Annotated in this window: 17 protein-coding genes; 8 read left to right on the plus strand and 9 right to left on the minus strand. The window is 66.2% G+C overall.

What is annotated here, in order from left to right:
* Position 1: 1 nt before the first annotated feature.
* Together IFT58_RS07395 and IFT58_RS07400 are read right to left on the minus strand one after the other, a co-directional pair.
* Positions 2–958, minus strand: a complete 957-nt coding sequence (locus IFT58_RS07395) for a sodium:calcium antiporter (protein WP_192094334.1) — start codon at positions 956–958, stop codon at positions 2–4.
* Between the two features lie 86 nt (positions 959–1,044).
* Positions 1,045–1,668: a hypothetical protein gene (locus tag IFT58_RS07400; RefSeq protein WP_192082550.1), complete on the minus strand. Its 624-nt coding sequence runs from the start codon at positions 1,666–1,668 to the stop codon at positions 1,045–1,047.
* A 121-nt stretch (positions 1,669–1,789) separates the two neighbouring features.
* Between IFT58_RS07400 and IFT58_RS07405 the strand changes: the two genes are divergently transcribed.
* Complete coding sequence (locus tag IFT58_RS07405) at positions 1,790–2,320, plus strand: hypothetical protein (RefSeq protein WP_192094335.1); 531 nt, start codon at positions 1,790–1,792, stop codon at positions 2,318–2,320.
* 11 nt (positions 2,321–2,331) lie between these two features.
* Here IFT58_RS07405 and hmgA read toward each other — a convergent pair whose 3' ends face one another.
* Positions 2,332–3,636: a homogentisate 1,2-dioxygenase gene (hmgA, locus tag IFT58_RS07410; protein WP_192094336.1), complete on the minus strand. Its 1,305-nt coding sequence runs from the start codon at positions 3,634–3,636 to the stop codon at positions 2,332–2,334.
* Between the two features lie 59 nt (positions 3,637–3,695).
* Positions 3,696–4,808, minus strand: a complete 1,113-nt coding sequence (hppD, locus tag IFT58_RS07415; RefSeq protein ID WP_188325280.1) for a 4-hydroxyphenylpyruvate dioxygenase — start codon at positions 4,806–4,808, stop codon at positions 3,696–3,698.
* A gap of 123 nt (positions 4,809–4,931) precedes the next feature.
* Between hppD and IFT58_RS07420 the strand changes: the two genes are divergently transcribed.
* Positions 4,932–5,420 (plus strand): MarR family winged helix-turn-helix transcriptional regulator, encoded by a 489-nt coding sequence (locus tag IFT58_RS07420; protein ID WP_188325281.1) that lies wholly within the window; start codon positions 4,932–4,934, stop codon positions 5,418–5,420.
* A 395-nt stretch (positions 5,421–5,815) separates the two neighbouring features.
* On the opposite strand, the gene IFT58_RS07425 is transcribed toward IFT58_RS07420, so the two are convergent.
* The 3 genes from IFT58_RS07425 to IFT58_RS07435 all read right to left on the minus strand — a co-directional run bounded on the left by IFT58_RS07425 (position 5,816) and on the right by IFT58_RS07435 (position 9,127).
* Positions 5,816–6,922: a hypothetical protein gene (locus tag IFT58_RS07425; RefSeq protein WP_249405618.1), complete on the minus strand. Its 1,107-nt coding sequence runs from the start codon at positions 6,920–6,922 to the stop codon at positions 5,816–5,818.
* A gap of 94 nt (positions 6,923–7,016) precedes the next feature.
* The gene (locus IFT58_RS07430) at positions 7,017–7,610 is read right to left on the minus strand and encodes a thioredoxin family protein (RefSeq protein WP_192082556.1); all 594 of its coding nucleotides are present in this window, start codon (positions 7,608–7,610) and stop codon (positions 7,017–7,019) included.
* Between the two features lie 11 nt (positions 7,611–7,621).
* Positions 7,622–9,127: an oligopeptide:H+ symporter gene (locus tag IFT58_RS07435; RefSeq protein ID WP_192082558.1), complete on the minus strand. Its 1,506-nt coding sequence runs from the start codon at positions 9,125–9,127 to the stop codon at positions 7,622–7,624.
* Positions 9,128–9,503: 376 nt separating this feature from the next.
* Here IFT58_RS07435 and IFT58_RS07440 point away from each other — a divergent pair, with 376 nt between their 5' ends.
* Positions 9,504–11,126 carry an alpha/beta fold hydrolase gene (locus IFT58_RS07440; RefSeq protein WP_192094337.1) on the plus strand — a complete coding sequence of 541 codons (1,623 nt, stop codon included), beginning with the start codon at positions 9,504–9,506 and terminating at the stop codon, positions 11,124–11,126.
* A 27-nt stretch (positions 11,127–11,153) separates the two neighbouring features.
* On the opposite strand, the gene IFT58_RS07445 is transcribed toward IFT58_RS07440, so the two are convergent.
* Positions 11,154–12,008 carry a tryptophan 2,3-dioxygenase family protein gene (locus tag IFT58_RS07445; RefSeq protein ID WP_192082562.1) on the minus strand — a complete coding sequence of 285 codons (855 nt, stop codon included), beginning with the start codon at positions 12,006–12,008 and terminating at the stop codon, positions 11,154–11,156.
* A 349-nt stretch (positions 12,009–12,357) separates the two neighbouring features.
* Here IFT58_RS07445 and pdhA point away from each other — a divergent pair, with 349 nt between their 5' ends.
* Genes pdhA through IFT58_RS07465 form a run of 4 tightly spaced genes read left to right on the plus strand, consistent with a single transcriptional unit; the run spans position 12,358 to position 16,246 of the window.
* Positions 12,358–13,440 (plus strand): pyruvate dehydrogenase (acetyl-transferring) E1 component subunit alpha, encoded by a 1,083-nt coding sequence (gene pdhA / locus IFT58_RS07450; RefSeq protein ID WP_188325286.1) that lies wholly within the window; start codon positions 12,358–12,360, stop codon positions 13,438–13,440.
* Entirely contained in the window at positions 13,433–14,500 is a 1,068-nt protein-coding gene (locus IFT58_RS07455; RefSeq protein WP_188325287.1) for an alpha-ketoacid dehydrogenase subunit beta, read from the plus strand. Before pdhA ends, IFT58_RS07455 begins: the two co-directional genes overlap by 8 nt.
* A gap of 1 nt (position 14,501) precedes the next feature.
* A complete protein-coding gene (locus IFT58_RS07460; RefSeq protein ID WP_188325288.1) occupies positions 14,502–14,855 on the plus strand; it encodes an SH3 domain-containing protein in 354 nt (117 codons plus the stop codon).
* Positions 14,852–16,246 carry a dihydrolipoamide acetyltransferase family protein gene (locus IFT58_RS07465; RefSeq protein ID WP_192094338.1) on the plus strand — a complete coding sequence of 465 codons (1,395 nt, stop codon included), beginning with the start codon at positions 14,852–14,854 and terminating at the stop codon, positions 16,244–16,246. The genes IFT58_RS07460 and IFT58_RS07465 overlap by 4 nt, the downstream gene beginning before the upstream one ends.
* A 147-nt stretch (positions 16,247–16,393) precedes the next feature.
* Here IFT58_RS07465 and IFT58_RS07470 read toward each other — a convergent pair whose 3' ends face one another.
* Positions 16,394–17,029: an NAD-dependent dehydratase gene (locus IFT58_RS07470; protein ID WP_192094339.1), complete on the minus strand. Its 636-nt coding sequence runs from the start codon at positions 17,027–17,029 to the stop codon at positions 16,394–16,396.
* Between the two features lie 111 nt (positions 17,030–17,140).
* Here IFT58_RS07470 and IFT58_RS07475 point away from each other — a divergent pair, with 111 nt between their 5' ends.
* Positions 17,141–18,670, plus strand: a complete 1,530-nt coding sequence (locus IFT58_RS07475; RefSeq protein ID WP_192094340.1) for a GGDEF domain-containing protein — start codon at positions 17,141–17,143, stop codon at positions 18,668–18,670.
* Positions 18,671–18,718 lie beyond the last annotated feature (48 nt).

Genomic DNA, 18,718 nt, shown 5'->3' on the forward strand with positions numbered 1-18,718 from the left:
GTCAGCTTGCCAGCAGCGCCAGTTCCAGACCTACCCAGGCAACGAAGGCAGCGAGCAGTACCCCGCCTTCCACGCGGCTGATGCGTAGGTCGCCGCGCAGCATCGGGTACAGCACCAAGGCGAACGCCAGCACCGCCGGCAACTCCAGCCGCACGAAGGAGGCCGGCAAGGCGAGCGGCTGGATCACCACCATCGCGCCGATCACCAGCAGCAGGTTGACCACGCTCGAGCCCAGTACATGGCCCAGCACCATGTCACCCTGGCCACGACGCGCGGCCATCACCGCCGCCGCCACTTCCGGCAGCGCGGTGCCGATCGCCACCGGCAGCAGGCCGACCAGCAGCGGCGTCCAGCCCAGCGCCGTGCCGAAGTCCGCCGCGGCACCGACCACCAGCCGGGCACCCCAGTACAGCGTCAGCGCCGCAAGCGCGAGGCGGACGACATTCAACAACAGGTTCGTGCGTGAGACAGCGGACTCGGCAATCGATGCCTGTACCTCTGGTGCCTCGCGCCGGCCCGCATGCAGCAACCAACCGAACGCCAGACCGAAGGCCGCCAGCAGGATCGCGCCCTCCCAGCGCTGCAGTGCGCCGTCCAGGCCGAACACCAGCAGCAGCACCGCGCCCAGCAGCAGGCATGTCCACGAGCTGCGCAGCGCGCGTGCCCGCAGCAGCAACGGCATCGCCAGTGCCGCCACCGCGAGGGTCAGGCCCAGGTTGGCCAGCGTGCTGCCGACCGCGTTGCCCAGAGCGAGCTCAGGCTGGCCCACCGCCAGCGCGCGGGCGTTGACGGCGAGCTCCGGCACCGACGTCGCCAGCCCCAACAGCACCAGGCCGGCGGTGAAGGGCGACGCGCCGAAGCGCTGTGCCAGCCCGGATGCCGCCTTGACTATTGAATCTCCGCCCAGTGCCAGCAGCAACAGGCCGAGCAGGAACCATGCAAGAGCGGCGGCAATCATGGGGCGATCCTTCGGCAGGCGATGACCGCGATTCTACGTCGGCATCAGGCCTTGTGGTGGCTACGCCGGCTACGCCTTGAGAGGGATCAGCCGCAGCCTTCCACGTAGTCGACCTGTGGCGACTTGCCCACGCGCCAAGCGCCCACCTTGCCATCCGCTGCCACCGTGAAGTCCATGATCGCCTGCCCTTCCTGTGCGGGCCGCACGCGCAGGTGCTGTGCCTGCGCGTCGTACTTGTCCGGGCCCACGTCGGCACGCTCGGGGTACAACTGCTGCAGCTCACCCAGGGTCATGCCCACCCGGCCACCGCCCGGTGCCACGACGCCGGGGCCGCGCACGTCGTAGCGCACCAGCTTCTTGCTCTCGAACATCAGCCACGGGCCTTCCGCCGATTCCTTTTCCGGACGCAGGTAATGGCAATCGTCATCGGGCACCTCACCCTGCAGTGGCGCACCGAAGCGGCCGCGCACTTCGTCCACCGTGGCACCAAGGGCGATGGCGCCGTAGCCATCCAGGCGTGCCGGGCTGTCACTGCGCAGATCGACCGGCGACTTTGTCGCCATGTCCGCGTCGCTGGCCAGGTTGGCGTCGGTGCCGGACGAAGCCGCGGCTCCGGCAGTGGACGGCGCATCGGCCTGCGCGGTTTCCGGGGCCTTGCTGCAGGCGGAAAGTGACAGGGCCAGCAGGCCGGCGAGGGGCAGCATCTTCATGACGGTATCTCCTGGAAGGTAGTGGGCAGACGCTAACGCGGGCAGTGTGCACACGCCGCATTGTCATCAGCGCTTAACCGCGACGGTTCAGGCTCGGCCTGCACCGCACTGACCGCCCGCCATGCTCCCGCGCAAGACAGACCAAGCCCGCACTGCATTACAGGCCCATCGGGCCCCGCTGGACATGCGCCAGAGGCGCCTGCTCATCCTCTGCGATGGCCAGCGCGATCTGGCCGCGCTGACCGCGTTGATCGGGCCAGAGACGCCAGCGATGGTGATCCAGCTGGTGCAGGCGGGCTATCTGCTCACCACGCCCGAGGCGACGCCGTCGGCAACAGGGCCGGCCACTGCCGCGGACGCAGGCGTGCCGATCAACATCCCGCCGGCCAGTCCCGAGCGACGGCGGTCACTGGCCGCTGCGCGCATCTATCTGCTGGGCATCCTGGAGATGCAGCGTCATCCCCAGGCCGCCACGCTGCTCCGGGGTCTGCAGCTGTCCCGCAGCGATGGTGACGTGGTTCTGGCCATGCAGTCGGCCCTGCTCGCGCTGCCCACACTGACGTCAGTGGGTTATGCCGAACGCGTGCGCGAGCGGCTGCTTGAAGTCATGCCCACCGAGCACGGCAACCCGTTCGGTGCCGTGGCCGCTTAGCGGGGACGGCTTCAGCGGGTGCGGAAGTGGTTCCGCAGGCCGTTCCAGCACTGCTGGTAGTCGGCCTGCCGGTGGCCCGCAGCCACCGCCTGCTGGGTCGGCCGGATCACGCCGCGCGTCTCGAACATGAAAGCCATCGTGTCCTTGATCACGTCCGGCTTGGACAGATCCGCCACGGAGGCCTTGTCGAAGGTCGGCGCATCCGGTCCGTGGCCACTCATGCAGTTGTGCAGCGACGCACCGCCCGGCACGAACCCTTCTGCCTTTGCATCGTAGGCGCCGTGCACCAGCCCCATGAACTCGCTGGCGACGTTGCGATGGAACCACGGCGGGCGGAACGTATGCTGCGCCACCAGCCAACGCGGCGGGAAGATCGCGAAATCCATGTTGCTGGTGCCGGGCATATCGCTGGGCGAATGCAGCACCAGGAAGATCGAGGGATCCGGATGATCGAAGCTGATCGAACCGATGGTGTTGAAACGCCGCAGGTCGTAGCGGTAGGGCGCGTAGTTGCCGTGCCAGGCCACCACATCCAACGGTGAATGATCGATCGGCGCACGCCACAGCTGACCATCGAATTTCGCCACCAGTTCGAAGTCACCGTCGATGTCCTCGAACGCCGCGTGCGGTGTCTCAAAGTCACGCGGATTGGCCAGTCCATTGGAGCCGATCGGCCCCAGGTCCGGCAGCTTCAGCAGCGCACCGAAGTTCTCGCATACATAGCCGCGCGCCTGCCCATCGGGCAGCTCCACGCGGAAGCGGATGCCGCGAGGAACCACCGCGATCTGCTGCGGTTCGACCTCCACCACGCCCAGCTCGGTCAACAGGCGCAGGCGACCGAGCTGCGGCACGATCAGCAGCTCGCCGTCGGCGTTATAGAAGTAACGACCCTGCATGTCGCGGTTGGCGGCATACAGGTGGATCGCCACGCCCGCGTGTGCGTCCGGTCCCCCGTTGCCGCCCATCGTGTACAGCCCTTCGATGAAATCGGTCGGCGTTTCAGGCATCGGCAGCGGGCTCCAGCGCAGCTGGCCCGGCGCAGCGGCCAGTCCGTGGAAGCTGCCCTGCACCTGCGGCTGCGCAAATGCGGTGAACTCACCGTGGGTGACGGCAGGACGGATCCGATACAACCAACTGCGCCGATTGGCGCCACGCGGCGCAGTGAACGCCGTGCCGGACAACTGCTCCGCGTACAGACCGTGGGCGACGGTCTGCGGCGCATTCTGTCCAACCGGCAGCGCGCCTTCCAAGGCTTCACTGGCGAACTCGTTGCCGAATCCCGTCTGGTAGCCGCGTGCCTGCATCGTGTTGGTCATCTGGAGCGTCCTGTTGTGTACCGGCCAGTGGCCGGCACGTACCCTTGCCGGAACCGACCTTACAGTACGCCGCGGCGCATCTGGTCGCGCTCGATGCTTTCGAACAGTGCAGTGAAGTTGCCTTCGCCGAACCCTTCATTGCCCTTGCGCTGGATGATCTCGAAGAAGATCGGCCCGATGCTGTTCAAGGTGAAGATCTGCAGCAGCTTGCGCTGGTGGGTTTCCGGGTCGGCATCGATCAGGATCTTGTTCTTCGCCAACCGGGCAACGTCCTCGCCGTGGCCGGGGACACGCTGGTCGATCACGTCGAAGTAGGTGTCCGGCGTATCCAGGAACTGCACACCCTGTTCGCGCATCGCTTCCACGGTTGCGTAGATGTCGTCGGTGAAACAGGCGATATGCTGGATGCCCTCGCCCTTGTAGGCGTCGAGGTATTCGTTGATCTGGCTCTTGGGATCGGACGATTCGTTCAGCGGAATGCGCACGATGCCATCGGGCGCGGTCATCGCCTTGGACACCAGGCCGGTCTTCAGGCCCTTGATGTCGAAGTAGCGGATCTCGCGGAAGTTGAACAGCCGCTCGTAGTAGTCCGACCACTGCTGCATGTTGCCGAAGTACAGGTTGTGGGTCAGGTGGTCGATGAAGGTCAGGCCGAAGCCAACCGGGGCCGGATCGGCGCCTTCCACCGGCGCGTAATCGTCACCGTAAATACTGCCGGACGTGCCATAGCGGTCCACCAGATACAGCATGCAATCGCCGATCCCCTTGATCACCGGCGCGTCCACGGCCTTGGACTCCGGCTTGAACGCGATCGCTTCGGCACCGTTGCCCAGGGCGGTCTGGAAGACCTCGTCACCCGGCTTCTGGAAGCGGATGGCGAATCCGCAGGCGCACGGGCCGTGCTTGTCGGCGAAATCGGCGGCGAACGAATCCGGGTCTTCGTTGACCAGGAAGTTCACCCCGCCCTGGCGATAGACCGTGATCGGGCGCGCCTTGTGCTTCAGCACGGCGGTGAAGCCCATGCTGCGGAAGTAGGCGTGCAGCTCCTCGCCACGGCCAGCAGGGGCGGCGAATTCGACGAACTCGAAGCCATCGATGCCCATCGGATTTTCGAACGTGGTCACCTGCATGCCGAGATTGGGGTGCGAGGCGGTCTGGACGGTGGTATTCATGGCATAAGCTCCGAAACTTTTCCGCAACAAACCAGGTGCGGTCGACAGAGGGACCCGCGACAATGCGGGGTCAGCATTCCCTTTATAGTTACACCTGAAACCACCAGCAAGGTGCACCGCAACATGAGTCCAGTCGATACCGCCTCTACCAGCGTGCGCGCCTCGCACGTCCTGCTCGATCTGGAGCAGTTCCTGCCGTACCGGCTGAGCGTGCTCTCCAACCGGGTCAGCGGCAACATCGCCAAGCTCTACGGCGATCGTTACGGCCTGGCGATCCCGGAGTGGCGTGTGATCACCATCCTGGCCCTGTACCCGGGCTCATCGGCGAGCGAAGTGTCCGAGCGCACGGCGATGGACAAGGTCGCGGTGAGCCGCGCCGTGGCACGTCTGTTGGAGCGCGGCTTCATCAAGCGCGAAACCCACGGCGACGACCGCCGCCGCTCCGTGTTGGCGCTGTCGGCGGCCGGCTTCGAGGTATACGAGACCATCGCGCCGCTGGTGATTGAAACCACCCGCAAACTGATGTCCGTGCTCAGCGAAGACGAAGAGCAGCTGTTGGAAACGCTGATCCTGCGCCTGGCCGGCGAAGGCCTGCAGCGCATGGGCGAATAGCAGGAAAACGCGCCCGACCCCGATCCTGCCGCAGCTGATGCACCCCGCCGCCGAGCACGGCTCGGCGCTACCGGTGGGCCCACCCGCCTCGGTAGAGCCGGCTTCAGCCGGCTGCGGCACGCCCGACCCACCCCGGTAGAGCCGGCTTCAGCCGGCTGCTTCAAGCCCGACCTACCCCTGTAGAGCCGGCTTCAGCCGGCTGCTGCAAGCCCGACCTACCCCTGTAGAGCCGGCTTCAGCCGGCTGCTGCAAGCCAGGGCAGCCGACTGAAGTCGGCTCTACCCTCGGCTCTCAGCTCAGGTGGACGCGCTTCGGTAGAGCCGGCTTCAGCCGGCTGCTTCAAGCTAGGGCAGCCGACTGAAGTCGGCTCTACCCTCAGCTCTACCCCTCGGCTCTCAGCTCAGATGCTTGCGGCGGGCGTAAACCCACGGTGCGGCCAGGGCGCCGATGGCTCCGGCGGCGAAGCCGAGCGATGCCGCCACGGTGGCCGCTTCAATGGCGCCCGGCAGCGCCAATGCGGCGGTCACCAGCAGTACCGACGGCAGGCCGACAAACGCCGCCAGGAAGAAGCGCCAGCGCGGCATCCACGTACCCAGCTGCAGCAGGCTGACCGGCTGCCATGCTTCGCCACTCGCGTCTTCAGCCATCCTGCGTACCAGTTTGGGCAGGTCCACTTCCGGCGCGATCCGGCCCTGCCCGGCCAGCGCCAACGCACCGGCCACTTCGTCCGCCGCCGGGTAGCTGGCCGGCCACGGCACCGGCGCCGACACGCCATAGGCGGTCAGCAGCGGCACGCTGAGCCACGGCGCCGGCAGCGCGCGCAGGCGACGACGGCCGTGCACGCACCACAGCTGCGGCTGGCCATGAGCGGTGGCGGTATACAGCGACAGCTCCTCGGCCGGGGGGTAATCCAACATGCTCGTGCGCGCGGCCAGCGTCTCCACGCCCATCGCACGCAGGAAGCCCGGGCGGCTGCGTCCTTCCTGCATCCAGCCCAGCCCCAGTGCGCCAACCAGATAGGCCTCGGCGTGATCCTTGCTACCGGCCATCGCGCGTTCGTCGCTGGCCAGGAACCACGCCAGCGACTGTGGCTCGGCCACGTCCGCTTTGCTCCAGCGCCCACTGTCACCCAGCACGTGGCGCAGCGGCAGGCGGACGGGCGCGGTCTGGCCGCGCTCGGCCGTGCGCAGGAACGGCACTACGCTCTGCACGAAGCTGCCGATATCCAGCGCACGCGCACCCGGGCCCATCCACTCCGCCGGCAACAGGCCGGCCAGCTTCGGATCGCGTGCCAGCAGGTCCAGCTGTGCTTTCTGTTCCACCAGCTTCTGCACCGCCGCCGCCAGCACGGTGTTGTCCGGCAGCCCGATGATCGGCAGCGTGTGCACGGCCGTCGCGGCGGCGGACACAGCCGCGTCGCCCACGCTGTCATCCATCAGCACCGCCACGGGCGGCAAGCCCACGGCGTCGGCGGGGGGATGGTCAAGAAGGTCGCTGTGCATCGGCCGCTCCGGTCGCGCGCCACGATCAGCGTGGCGTCGGTACCTTGCCGTTAGCGGCGGCCGCGAGGTGAAGTTGAGTCCGGCACCCGCGCGATCAGCGCGGCGCCCATTCCTTCATGAAGGCGAGGAACTTCGCCCGGTCGTAGCTCTTGCCCTGCTCCAGCTCGCCGGTGAACTGCGAATGCAGCAGGCCGCCTTCGGCGTCCAGCACGAACAGATGCGGGTAACCCTTCACTTCCGGGTACTGCGACAGGAAGACCTTGTTTTCGTTGTCTTCGCTGTAGTTGACCTTCATCCAGATGTAGTTCGCATCACGCAGGCGGCGCACTTCCGCATCGCCTTCGACGAACCTGTCGAGGATGTGGCACCACGGGCACCATTCACCGCCCACGTCCAGGATGATGCGCTTGTTGCCGCGCTGTGCTTCGACCTTGGCCATTTCCAGGTCGGTGGCCGGGTCACGGGCCGGATCGAATGCGGCATTCAGCGCCGCGATGGCGGCGATATCCGCCGCCGCCGGGCTGTTGCCCGAGGACACCGGCACGCTGGGATCAGCGGCCGGTGTCCCGGTGGGGCGCGTATCAAGCGGTTGCGCGGGCGCCTGGCTGGCCTCCGGAGTGGACTGCGAGCACGCGGCCAATGCAGCGGCCAGCAGCCCCATGGATATCCAACCTGTTGTCCTGCGCATGCGCTTTCCTCTTACTTGACGCCGTGCATCAGCTTCTGGATCAGCGGTGCCACCAGGAACAGCAGCACGCCCGAGCCCACCAACGCGTAGAAACCAAAGGTATACCCGGCATGCGCGGATTGCACGGTCATGCCACCTTCGCCGCTGACCCGCCCGGCGAAGATGCCCGCCAGGTTGTTGCCGATGGCGATGGACAGGAACCAGCAACCCATCGCCATGCCGCCCAGGCGTGCCGGGGCAAGCTTGGTGGTCATCGACAGGCCGATCGGCGACAGGCACAGCTCACCCACGGACTGGATGACATACACCATGAACAGCGTCCAGAACGGGATCTTGCCCGCGCCGTCGACCATGCTCGACAGGGCCACCATCAGCAGCAGGAAGGCCAGGCCGTTGAACACCAGGCCCAGGCCGAACTTGCGCGGGATGGACGGATTGGCGCGGCCCATCTTCACCCACATCCACGCCAGCAACGGGGCCAGGGTGATGATGGCGATGGAGTTGACCGACTGGAACCACTCCAGCGGGAAGGTCCAGTCACCGAACTGACGGTCGACGATGCGATCGGCCAGGAAGGTGAACGAGCTGCCGGCCTGTTCGAAGAACATCCAGAACAGGACGTTGAACATGAAGATCACCAGCATCGCGATGACCTTGTCGCGCGCCACGGTGCCCGTGCGCACGCCTTCCACCAGCAGCATCACGGCTGGCACGATGAACAGCGCCATCAGCAGCATCTGCAGCGCCTGCGCGTCGATGGTCAGCAGGAAGTAGAACAGCGGCACACCGATGATGGCGCCGACGATGGCGACAAGGCCCACGCGACCATTGCTTTCCTGGCCCGGTGCCGGCGCGCCGATGCCCTTCAGCTGGCTGCGGCCCAGCCAGAACCACACCAGGCTCACCAGCATGCCCACGCCGGCGCAGATGAAGACGATCTGGTAATGCGGCATCGCGTCGGTGCCGAAGATCTCACGCGCCAGCCAGCCGGTGATCACCGGGGCGATCATCGCGCCCAGGTTGATGCCCATGTAGAAGATGGTGAAACCGGAGTCACGGCGGGCATCGCCCTGCAGGTAGAGCTTGCCGACCAGCGTGGAGATGATCGGCTTGAACAGACCATTGCCGACGATGATGGTGGCCAGGCCCAGCTTGAACAGCAGCTCGGTCGGCGAGGCCAGCATGAACAGGCCGACGGCCATGAACAGAGCGCCCAGCAGGATGGAGCGCTGGAACCCGATCAACTTGTCAGCGACATAGCCACCGAAGATCGCGCCGGCGTAAACCAGGGCCAGGTAGGCGCCGTAGAGCTCGCTGGCGGGCCGTTCACCGGTGGCATCGCCGCCGTGGAACTGGGCCACGATGTACAACACCATCGCCCAACGGATGCCGTAGAACGCAAAGCGCTCCCAGAACTCGGCCATGAACAGCATCCACAACGGACGCGGGTGGCCTAGCAGTGTCTTGAACTCCGGCACAGCCGGTTCGGGGGTATTCGCAGTGGCGTTCAGGCTCATGCGGGATTCCTGGTTCGGTGGATGACAGACACGTCCCTGTGCCGGCGTAACGCGCGAGCATCACCGACTTCTGGCGTTCACGTCAAATACACGCTTATCGCAACAGGAGACCGCGCGCTCGCTGTACTTGCAAATGCAACGAATTCAGCTTCCTGGCAAGGAAGCTGAACCGGCAGCAGACGCATCTGCCCTGATTGCTGGCCACTACACACGACACGTCTATGTCGGTTATCGATCATCGATCACCACGCGCTTTTACCGACTGACTTCCGCACATCGGCTCAAAGACACCCCGGCAGGGTCCACGTAGGGTCAGGAACGACGCTGATTGCTGCGTGCGGCTCAGGGTCATCTCATCCTACTTTCTGGACTTTCCATGAAGCGATTGACCCCGCTACTGGCCATGGCGCCCCTCCTGATGGGTGCCTCCGCGTCCGCCGCTCCCCTGGAGTGGACTTCCTGCCCGGACGATATTTCAAGCAGCTTTCCCCGTCTTGGAGACCGCCTGCAGTGTTCACAAACCCAGGTCCCACTGGATCATGCGGGGTCAGTGCCCGGCACGCTGACACTCGAACTGCTCCGCGTGCGCGCCGCCCATCCGGCCGAGCGACGCGGCGTGCTGATGGTCAACCCCGGCGGGCCTGGACTGGGCGCGATGTTCTTCACCGCCAGCTTGCCTGCCAACTGGGAGGCTGAGGCAGGTGGGGCGAGCGACAAACACCGGATCTCCGAGCGCCACGACCTTATCGCGGTGCAGCCCCGCGGGCTGAGCTCAGGGAGCGAACTGCGCTGTAGATCCTCGGCCGTGCTGAAACCCTACGGCCGGATTACCGATGACCGTTCAAGCGCAAATCTGATCGCCATCAATGAGAATGCCGCCGTCATCGCCGCTGGATGCAGCGCCCACCCTTGGTCGCGATTCATTACCACCGAGCAGACCGCACGTGACATGGATCTGGTGCGAACTCAGCTGGGTGAGGAAAAAATCAATTATTGGGGCGTGTCCTACGGCACCGAACTGGGTGCATGGTATGGCCTCCTGTTCCCCGACCACGTTGATCGGATGATTCTGGATTCCAACGTCGACTGGACCAAGGGCATCCAGTACACCGCCATTCCCAAATCAGACTCCCGCCAGGTGATCTACCAGCGTTTCCTGGTCGAGCGTGCTGTTGCACGGCCGGAGGTGTATGGGCTGGGCACGGATGCGCAGGCAATCGATGACCTGTTTGCCGATCTGGAGCCGGTTTTCCGCGATACCGTCAGGTACAGCCTTGGCAGCGTCGAGTCGTTGATGGCCGCGCGCGTGCTTCAATCCTGGTTGCGCGAATCGCCCGACATGGACGCAAAGGCACTGGATGAACGCATCACGGGCCATCACTTCAGCGATGATCCCGATGTAGACGAAGTTGCTCAACGATCCGCGCAGCATGCGGCCGTCGACTGGTTCAGTGCTCCGGAATCGCCCAGTCCACTCGACCTGAACCCGACCAGTTCCGTCCAGTACACCGTTCTGTGCAACAGCGCGGAAGGCGTCCAGCCGCCGTCTTTCTGGGACGCCATGGGGGATCGTCAAGCGCGCGAAAACCCGGTCGGCGGCAGCACGGAAAGCCACCAACCCTGTGCGTATTGGCCGGTTTCAGTACCCGCAAGACCCGACATGGCAGGCTTGGACGCAGTACGGAACCTGATGGTGCTGCAGATGGAGTTCGATGCATTCACCCCGCGCGCAACAGCATTCAATGCGTTCACATCCATTCCCTCCGCATCCATCGTCTACGCCGCTGGGCTGAAAGGCCACGGCATGATCTACGTTGGCGCCTCATCATGCGTTGATCAGGTGACCACCGCGTTCATGGCCGACGGCATCCGACCCGGACGCCTGCATATCTGCGAGCATGCACCCACGTCCGTGCAGTCGACCACAGACAAACTGCGCCAGATCGAAGCACGCGCGCATCAATTGCGCGGGCAACGGCGCATGCCTGCGGACAGCTGACACCGCATCCAGACACCGCGCTGGAGCTCACCCCTCCAGCGTGGTCCGCACCTGGAACAGCTCCGGGAAAAACGTGAGCTCCAGCGCCTTGGCCAGGAACCCGACGCCGGACGAACCCCCGGTGCCGCGCTTGAACCCGATTACCCGCATCACCGTGCGCATATGGCGGAAGCGCCACAGCTGGAAGGCGGTCTCCAGATCCACCAGGTCTTCGCACAGCGCGTACTCGCGCCAATACTTATCGGTGTTCTGGTAGATGCGCTCGAACACCGGGTGCAGTGCATCGTCGGCCACGTGCGGCTGGCTCCAGTCACGCTGCAGGTACTGCGCCGGGATGTCATGACCGAAGCGGGACAGATACTGCAGGAATTCCTCATACAGGCTGGGGGCCTCCAGCGTCTCGCGCAGGCGTTGCTGGCCCGCCACGTCATGCTCGAACACCTTCAGCATCTGCGCGTTCTTGTTGCCCAGCAGGAACTCGATGTAGCGGTACTGCAATGACTGGAAGCCTGAAGACGGCCCCAGCACGTCGCGGAACCCCATGTACTCGGAGGGTGTCAGCGTTTCCAGCACCGACCACTGCTCGGTCAGCTGGCGCAGCACCAGCTTGCTGCGCGCGAGCACCTTCTGGCACTGCCAGACCTGGTCACGCTGCAGGAAGCTGATCGCCGCACGCAGTTCGTGCGCCAGCAGCTTCAGCCACAGCTCCGAGGTCTGGTGCTGGATGATGAACAGCATCTCGTCGTGATGCGGCGGGCTGGACAGCGGCTGCTGCGCCGCCAGCAGCTGGTCCAGCCGAAGGTAGCCGCCGTAGGTCAGCCGATCCTGTAGATCCGTATGGATACCGGCTTCGAGATCGCGTTGGTTGTTATCGACGGACATGGGGGGCAGGACCGGTCAAAGGCCGCAAAGCGTAGCAGGGCGCGGCCAGGGACGAGCAACGCCACCGCACCCGATCCATTCCCAGGTGATCGCCCCCGTTGCGTGGAACGTGAATTACAGCGCACTGGCGCGTGGAACCGGTTCCTACCTGTGCCACTGACCGCGCCGGAGGGGTATTGTGGTGCTGTGCAGCATCGACTGAATACGTTGCTGTTGCTGGCGTTCTGCGCAGGGACACGCGCACTGAACGGGCAAACTCTTGCTGCGCCGCAGGACAGCTTTTTCCTATGCCGTCCTTAACATGGCAATTCATATCATTTGTAACTTCCTGTCGAAGGTGTCGTCCGCAATGACAGTTGCTGCTGAGTTCAAGATCGAATATCTCCAATACCTGGACGCGGACGGGAAGCTCGTCCGTGATGACCTGCCCGCCTCCCTGCGGGATCCCAAGGTGCTGGTCCCGCTGTTCAAGCAGATGCTCTATGTGCGCGTCTTCGACAGCAAGTCCATCGCCCTGCAGCGCACCGGCAAGCTGGGCACCTACGCCGCCTGCTTGGGCCACGAAGCGGCGCATGTGGGCATCGGCGCGGCCATGGCGGTGGGCGATGTGTTCGCGCCCAGTTACCGCGAATACGGCGCGATGTTCATGCGCGGCGTGCGCCCGTACGACGTGCTGATGTACTGGGGCGGCGACGAGCGTGGCAACGACTACGGTGGCAATGCGGCCAAGGACTTCCCGTTCTGCGTGCCGATCTCCACCCAGTGCCTGCATGCTGCCGGTGCTGCGTTGAAGTTCAAGCTCAACGACGAAAAACAGGTCGCCGTGGCCGTCTGTGGCGACGGTGGCAGCTCCAAGACCGACTTCTATGCCGCACTGAATTCCGCCGGTGCCTACAAGCTCCCGCTGATCCTGTGCATCGTCAACAATGGCTGGGCCATCTCCGTTCCGCGCTCGGCGCAGACCGGTGCCGAAACGCTCGCGCAGAAGGGGCTGGCCGGTGGCCTGCACTGCCTGCAGGTGGACGGCAACGACCTGATCGCCGTGCTGGCCGCCATGGAACAGGCGCGCGAACGCGGCCTGTCCGGCAATGGCGGCACCGTGCTGGAGCTGATGACCTATCGCCTGTCCGACCACACCACCGCCGACGACGCACGCCGCTACCGCGACGATGCCGAAGTGAAGGATGCCTGGTTGCTGGAGCCGATGCTGCGCCTGCGCAAGTACCTGACCGCGCAGGGCGTATGGAGCGAAGCCGAAGAAAAGGCGTGGATCGAGGAGTGCGGGACGCGCGTGGACGAGGACGTGAACCAGTACCTCAACACGCCGGTGCAGCCGGTCGAGGCGATGTTCGACTTCCTGTACGCCGATCCGCCGCCGGACCTGCTGGCCCAGCGCGCTGCTGCCATCGCCCTGGAGCAGCGTCATGGATGAGATCAAGCACGGCGCTCCTGCTTCCCGCACCAATGCCGCCGACAGCGCTGCTGTCGCCGGTGGAGACACGGTCATGACCACTACGCCCATCACCCTGATCGAAGCCATCACCCAGGCATTGGCCTGGGAGCTGGAGCACGACAAATCGGTGCTGGTGCTGGGTGAGGACGTCGGCGTCAACGGCGGCGTGTTCCGCGCCACCGCCGGCCTGCAGCAGCGCTTCGGCGCCAACCGCATCCTCGATACCCCGCTGGATGAAACCACCATCGCCGGCCTGACCATCGGCCTGGCCGCACAAGGCATGAAGCCGGTGGCCGAAGCGCAGTTCGACGGCTTCATGTACCCGATGGTCGACCACATCATCTGCCATGCCGCGCGCCTGCGTACTCGTACGCGTGGCCGCCTGCACTGCCCGATGGTGCTGCGCGTGCCGTGGGGCGGTGGCATCCGCGCACCGGAACACCACAGCGAAGCCAACGAATCCATCTTCACCAACGTGCCGGGGCTGCGCGTAGTGCTGCCGTCCTCGCCGCAGCGTGCCTATGGCCTGCTGCTGGCTGCGATCCGCGAGCCGGATCCGGTGATCTACATGGAGCCCAAGCGCATCTACCGCCAGTACAAGGAAGTGGTGGTCAACGATGGCGAGGCGCTGCCGCTGGATGTGTGCTTCGTGCTGCGCGACGGTACCGACGTGACCCTGGTGACCTGGGGCGCGCAGGTGAAGGAAGCCCTGGAAGCGGCTGACAAGCTGGCCGGTGAAGGCATCAGTGCCGAAGTCATCGACGTCGCCACGCTGCGTCCGCTGGACTTCGCCACCATCGCCGAATCGGTCGCCAAGACCGGTCGCTGCGTGATCGTGCAGGAGGCGCCGAAGACGGCGGGCTTCGGTGCGGAGATCGCCGCGCGCCTGGCCGAGGAATCGCTGTACGACCTGCTGGCCCCGGTGGAGCGCGTGACCGGCTATGACACGCACATTCCGCTGTTCCGCCTGGAAATGAAGTACCTGCCCAGCGTGGAGCGGATCGTGACGGCCGCCAAGCGCGCCATTGCGGCAGGCTGATATGTGGGCCCGCCTGCTTGGCCCGTATCGCAGCCAGTATCCCAACCCGCTCCGGTTCCACACCGGCCAGATCGTCGAAGTCGGTGTACGTGACGAAGAATGGCCGGCCTTTGCCTGGGTGCGCACCACGGATGGGCGCGCCGGCTGGGCACCGGTCGCGTGGTTGCAGCGGCTTGATGAGGGTCGCGCGGAAGCCCTGCGCGACTACGATGCGCGCGAGCTGGATGTGGAAAACGGCGAGATGGTACGGCTACATCACGAACATGGGGGCTGGTGGTGGTCCGAGCGCGCAAACGGCGCGACGGGCTGGCTGCCGGCCCGCGAACTGGAACTGCTGGAAGAGAACTGCACATGAGCCAGACCAAGAATTTCAACCTGCCCGACCTGGGCGAAGGCCTGCCGGACGCGACCATCGTGGAATGGTTCGTCAAGGAAGGCGACACGATCAAGCTGGACGAGCCGCTGGTATCGATGGAAACCGCCAAGGCCGTGGTCGAGGTGCCCTCGCCCGTCTCCGGCAAGATCCTGAAGCTGTCCGGCGCAGCGGGCGACATCATCCCGACCGGTGCCGTGCTGGCCAGTTTCGAGATCGACCCGAACATGCCGCAGCGTGCCGATGGCCAGGACACCGGCCACAGCCACGGCCATGCCGCACCCGCCGCGCCGTCGCCCACGCCGAGCACCGGCCAGCCCGCACCGGCACAGCCGGACAAGGTGGTGGCCTCTGACGAGGGGGGTGAGATCAAGGAAGGTGGCGAGCGCGACGACGCCGGCACCGTGGTGGGCGCGATGCAGAGCTCCAACACCGTGCACGCCGAACAGGCGGTGGCCGTAGGCGGGGTCAAGGCCGTACCCGCGGTGCGGGCCATGGCGCGCAAGCTGGGTGTCGACCTGTCGCGCGTGCGTGCCAGTGGCACCGACAACGCAGTGACGATGGCGGACGTGAAGCAGGCGGCCGCCGATGGCAGTGCCAAGGTCGGATCGGCACCTGCGCCGGCTGCCATGCAGGCGATGGCCACACCGGTCCCGGCCCGCGTGGAAAGCCAGCGCGCGCCGATGTCCGCCGCCGGCAAGCCGATGCGCACCCAGCCGCCGGGCGTGGTCGCCAAGGGCCAGCCGGAGCAGCTGAAGGGCGTGCGTCGTAACATGGCCCGTGTCATGGCCGACGCGCACAGCAAGGTCGTACCGACCACGCTGAACGACGACGCCGACATCCATGCGTGGCAGCCGGGTACCGACATGACCGGCCGCTTGGTGCGGGCGATCGTGGTGGCCTGCCAGAAGGTGCCGGCGCTCAACGCCTGGTTCGATGGCGAGGCGCTGACCCGCACCCTGCATGCGCACGTGGACGTGGGCATCGCGGTGGACACCGATGACGGCCTGTTCGTGCCGGCCCTGCGCAACGCGGACATGCTGGACGCACGTGGCATCCGCGAGGGCGTCAACCGCCTGCGCGAGCAGGTGGAAGGGCGCTCGATCGCCGCCTCCGAACTGAGCGGCTACACGATCTCGCTGTCCAACTTCGGCATGTTCGCCGGTCGCTACGCCACCCCTGTGGTCGTGCCGCCGTGCGTGGCGATCGTGGCCGCCGGTCGCGCCCGCCACCAGATGACCCCGGTGATGGGCGGCGTGGAAGCGCACAAGGTGATCCCGCTGTCGGTGACCTTCGATCACCGCGCCGCCACCGGCGGTGAGGCAGCACGCTTCCTGCGCACCATGATGGACGATCTGGCCCTGGCCAACTGATCCGGTAGGGACGGCCGCGGGCCGTCAACGAAACCCGGAAGGCGTAGCGGGCAGGTTCCTTTGCAGGGCAAGGGAACCTGCCCCAACCAAGCCCCCCCGCTTGTCCGGTAGTGACGGCCGCTGGCCGTCAGCGAAACACTCGTGGGCTCAGCCCGCGAGGTCCCGCGCAGCCACCACGTGTTCGCCCGGCCGCGGCACCAACGCCGCTTCCACCAACGCCGCTGCGATCTTCTCCGCCGGATTGATCCGCCAACCGCGCGGCAGCACCGGACCCAGCAGGCCCAGCACCTTCGATGCCAGATGTTCCCCTGTGCGCTTCTGCGCGCGCTCGCCGCCGATCAGCCCCGGCCGCACCAGGGTCAGCGAATCAAAGCCCAGCTCGCGCAGATCCTGCTCCAGGTCGCCCTTGACGCGGTTGTAGAAGAACCGCGAGCCCGCATCCGCGCCCGCCGCCGAATTGAGCACGAACGTCGCGGCGCCATGCGCATGTGCCTGGCCGGCAAAGGTGAGCGGGTAGTCATGGTCGATGCGCCGGAAGGCCTCGCGGCTGCCGGCCTGGGCCAACGTGCTGCCCAGCGCGCAGACCACCGCATCCACCGCCCACCACGGCGCGGTACCGGGCAGCTGCTCGAAATCCAGCACCGGGTTGTCCAGCTTTGCCGCGCTCATTGGCAGCGGGCGTCGCGTGGGCGCGATCAGCGCCGTGCAGCGCGTATCCTCCAACAGAATCTGCAGCGCCTGGCCACCCACCAGACCCGTTGCTCCCAGCAGCATCACCCGCATCGTCCTCTCCCATGGCGCGTTGCTGCCATCGTGAGGGCTGGACAGGTATAAAGCCAACGTCGACCGCGCCGATATGCTGTCACCAGCCCCCACCTCCCCACGGATCACCGCATGACGGACCGCCCTGTACCACGCCCTTCCGCCGGCACCCAACTCGGGCCGCTGGCGCATGTGCGTGCCGCACCGGCAACGTCCGATGCGGGCCCGCGCCGCGTCGATGGGCGGACGCTGCAGCAGATCTTCATCGGCGCAGAGCAGCCAGAGACGCTGCTGGCGGCGTTCGCCGACGGCATGGCGACCCTTCCCGGCGAGCTGGGCGACATGGGCGACCGCCTGCAATCGGCGCAGGCCAGCGCGGACTGGCCGCGCTATGGCCGGGCGATGCGCCAGCTGATCGACAAATACATCCGCACCATCGAACAGCATTCCCCGGCCGGCCAGCCCGACAGCGAGCGCCTGCGCGAGCAGCTGCGCCACGTGCTGGGCATCACCGTGGCCAGCCTGCTGCAGCACGACCCGCAGTTGCGCGAGCAGGCAATCACCCAGGCCGCCGCATGGAAACAGTGGCAGCCCGGGCAGCCGCTGGATGGACTGGAAAACAGCCTGCGCGAGCTGGGCCACCAGATCGGCGTACGCAGCGAGGCGTGGCAGGAACGCGACGAACTGCTGCTGGGCCTGTTCGACCTGCTGCTGGAAAACATCAGTGAGCTGCTGGACGACGGCGCGTGGCTGCACGGACAGATCGATGCGGTGCGCCAGCTGCTGGCCGGGCCCTTGGATACAGCGGCCGTCGAACGCACCCGCGCCGAGCTGCGCCAGGTGATCTACAAACAGGGCCTGCTCAAGCAGGGCATCGCCGATTCCAAGGCGGCCATGCGCGGGCTGATGGGCGACTTCGTGCAGCAGCTTGATGGCATGGCCAACAGCACCGGTGAGTACCACGATCGCATCAGCAGCTACGCGTTGGCCCTGCGCGAGGCGCGCAGCATCGCCGATCTCAACCAGTTGCTGCAGGGCGTGCTGCACGACACCGGTCGCGTGCAGCAGCAGGCCGCGCAGGCCCGCGATCATCTGGCCAATGCGCGGCTGGAAGTGGAAGTGGCCGAACAGCGCATCGCCCAGCTGGAGAATGACCTGCGGGAAGTGACCGACCTGGTCCGCACCGATCCCCTGACCGGCGCACTCAACCGGCGCGGCCTGGACGACCTGCTGCAATCCGAACTCGCCCGCTCATCGCGGGGTGGCAGCGCGCTGTCGGTGGCGGTGATCGACCTGGACGAGTTCGGCCAGACCAATTCCCAGTACGGTCACGCAGGCGGTGACGCCGTGCTTCGCCATTTCGTCAGTGTCTGCCAGTTGCTGCTGCGGGCCAGTGACAGCGTGGCGCGGCTGGGCGGCGACGAGTTCGTGCTGGTGATGCCCGATACCCCCGGGGCCGACAGCATGTCCACCCTGCAGCGCCTGCAGCGCTCGCTGGCGCAGCGCGTGCTGCACGTGCAGGACCACCGCGTGCCGGTGCACTTCAGCGCCGGCCTGACGCAGTGGCAGCCGACCGACAGCGCCGAAACCCTGCTGCGACGCGCCGACGAGGCCCTGTACGCGGCCAAGCGCGAGGGCCGCAACCGCGTACAGGCCGGTTGACCCGGTAGTCAAGGCCGCTTTTGGTAGTGACGGCCGCTGGCCGTCCGG

The organism is Stenotrophomonas sp. CFBP 13718 (genome assembly GCF_014842145.1).
Classification (GTDB): Bacteria; Pseudomonadota; Gammaproteobacteria; order Xanthomonadales; family Xanthomonadaceae; genus Stenotrophomonas.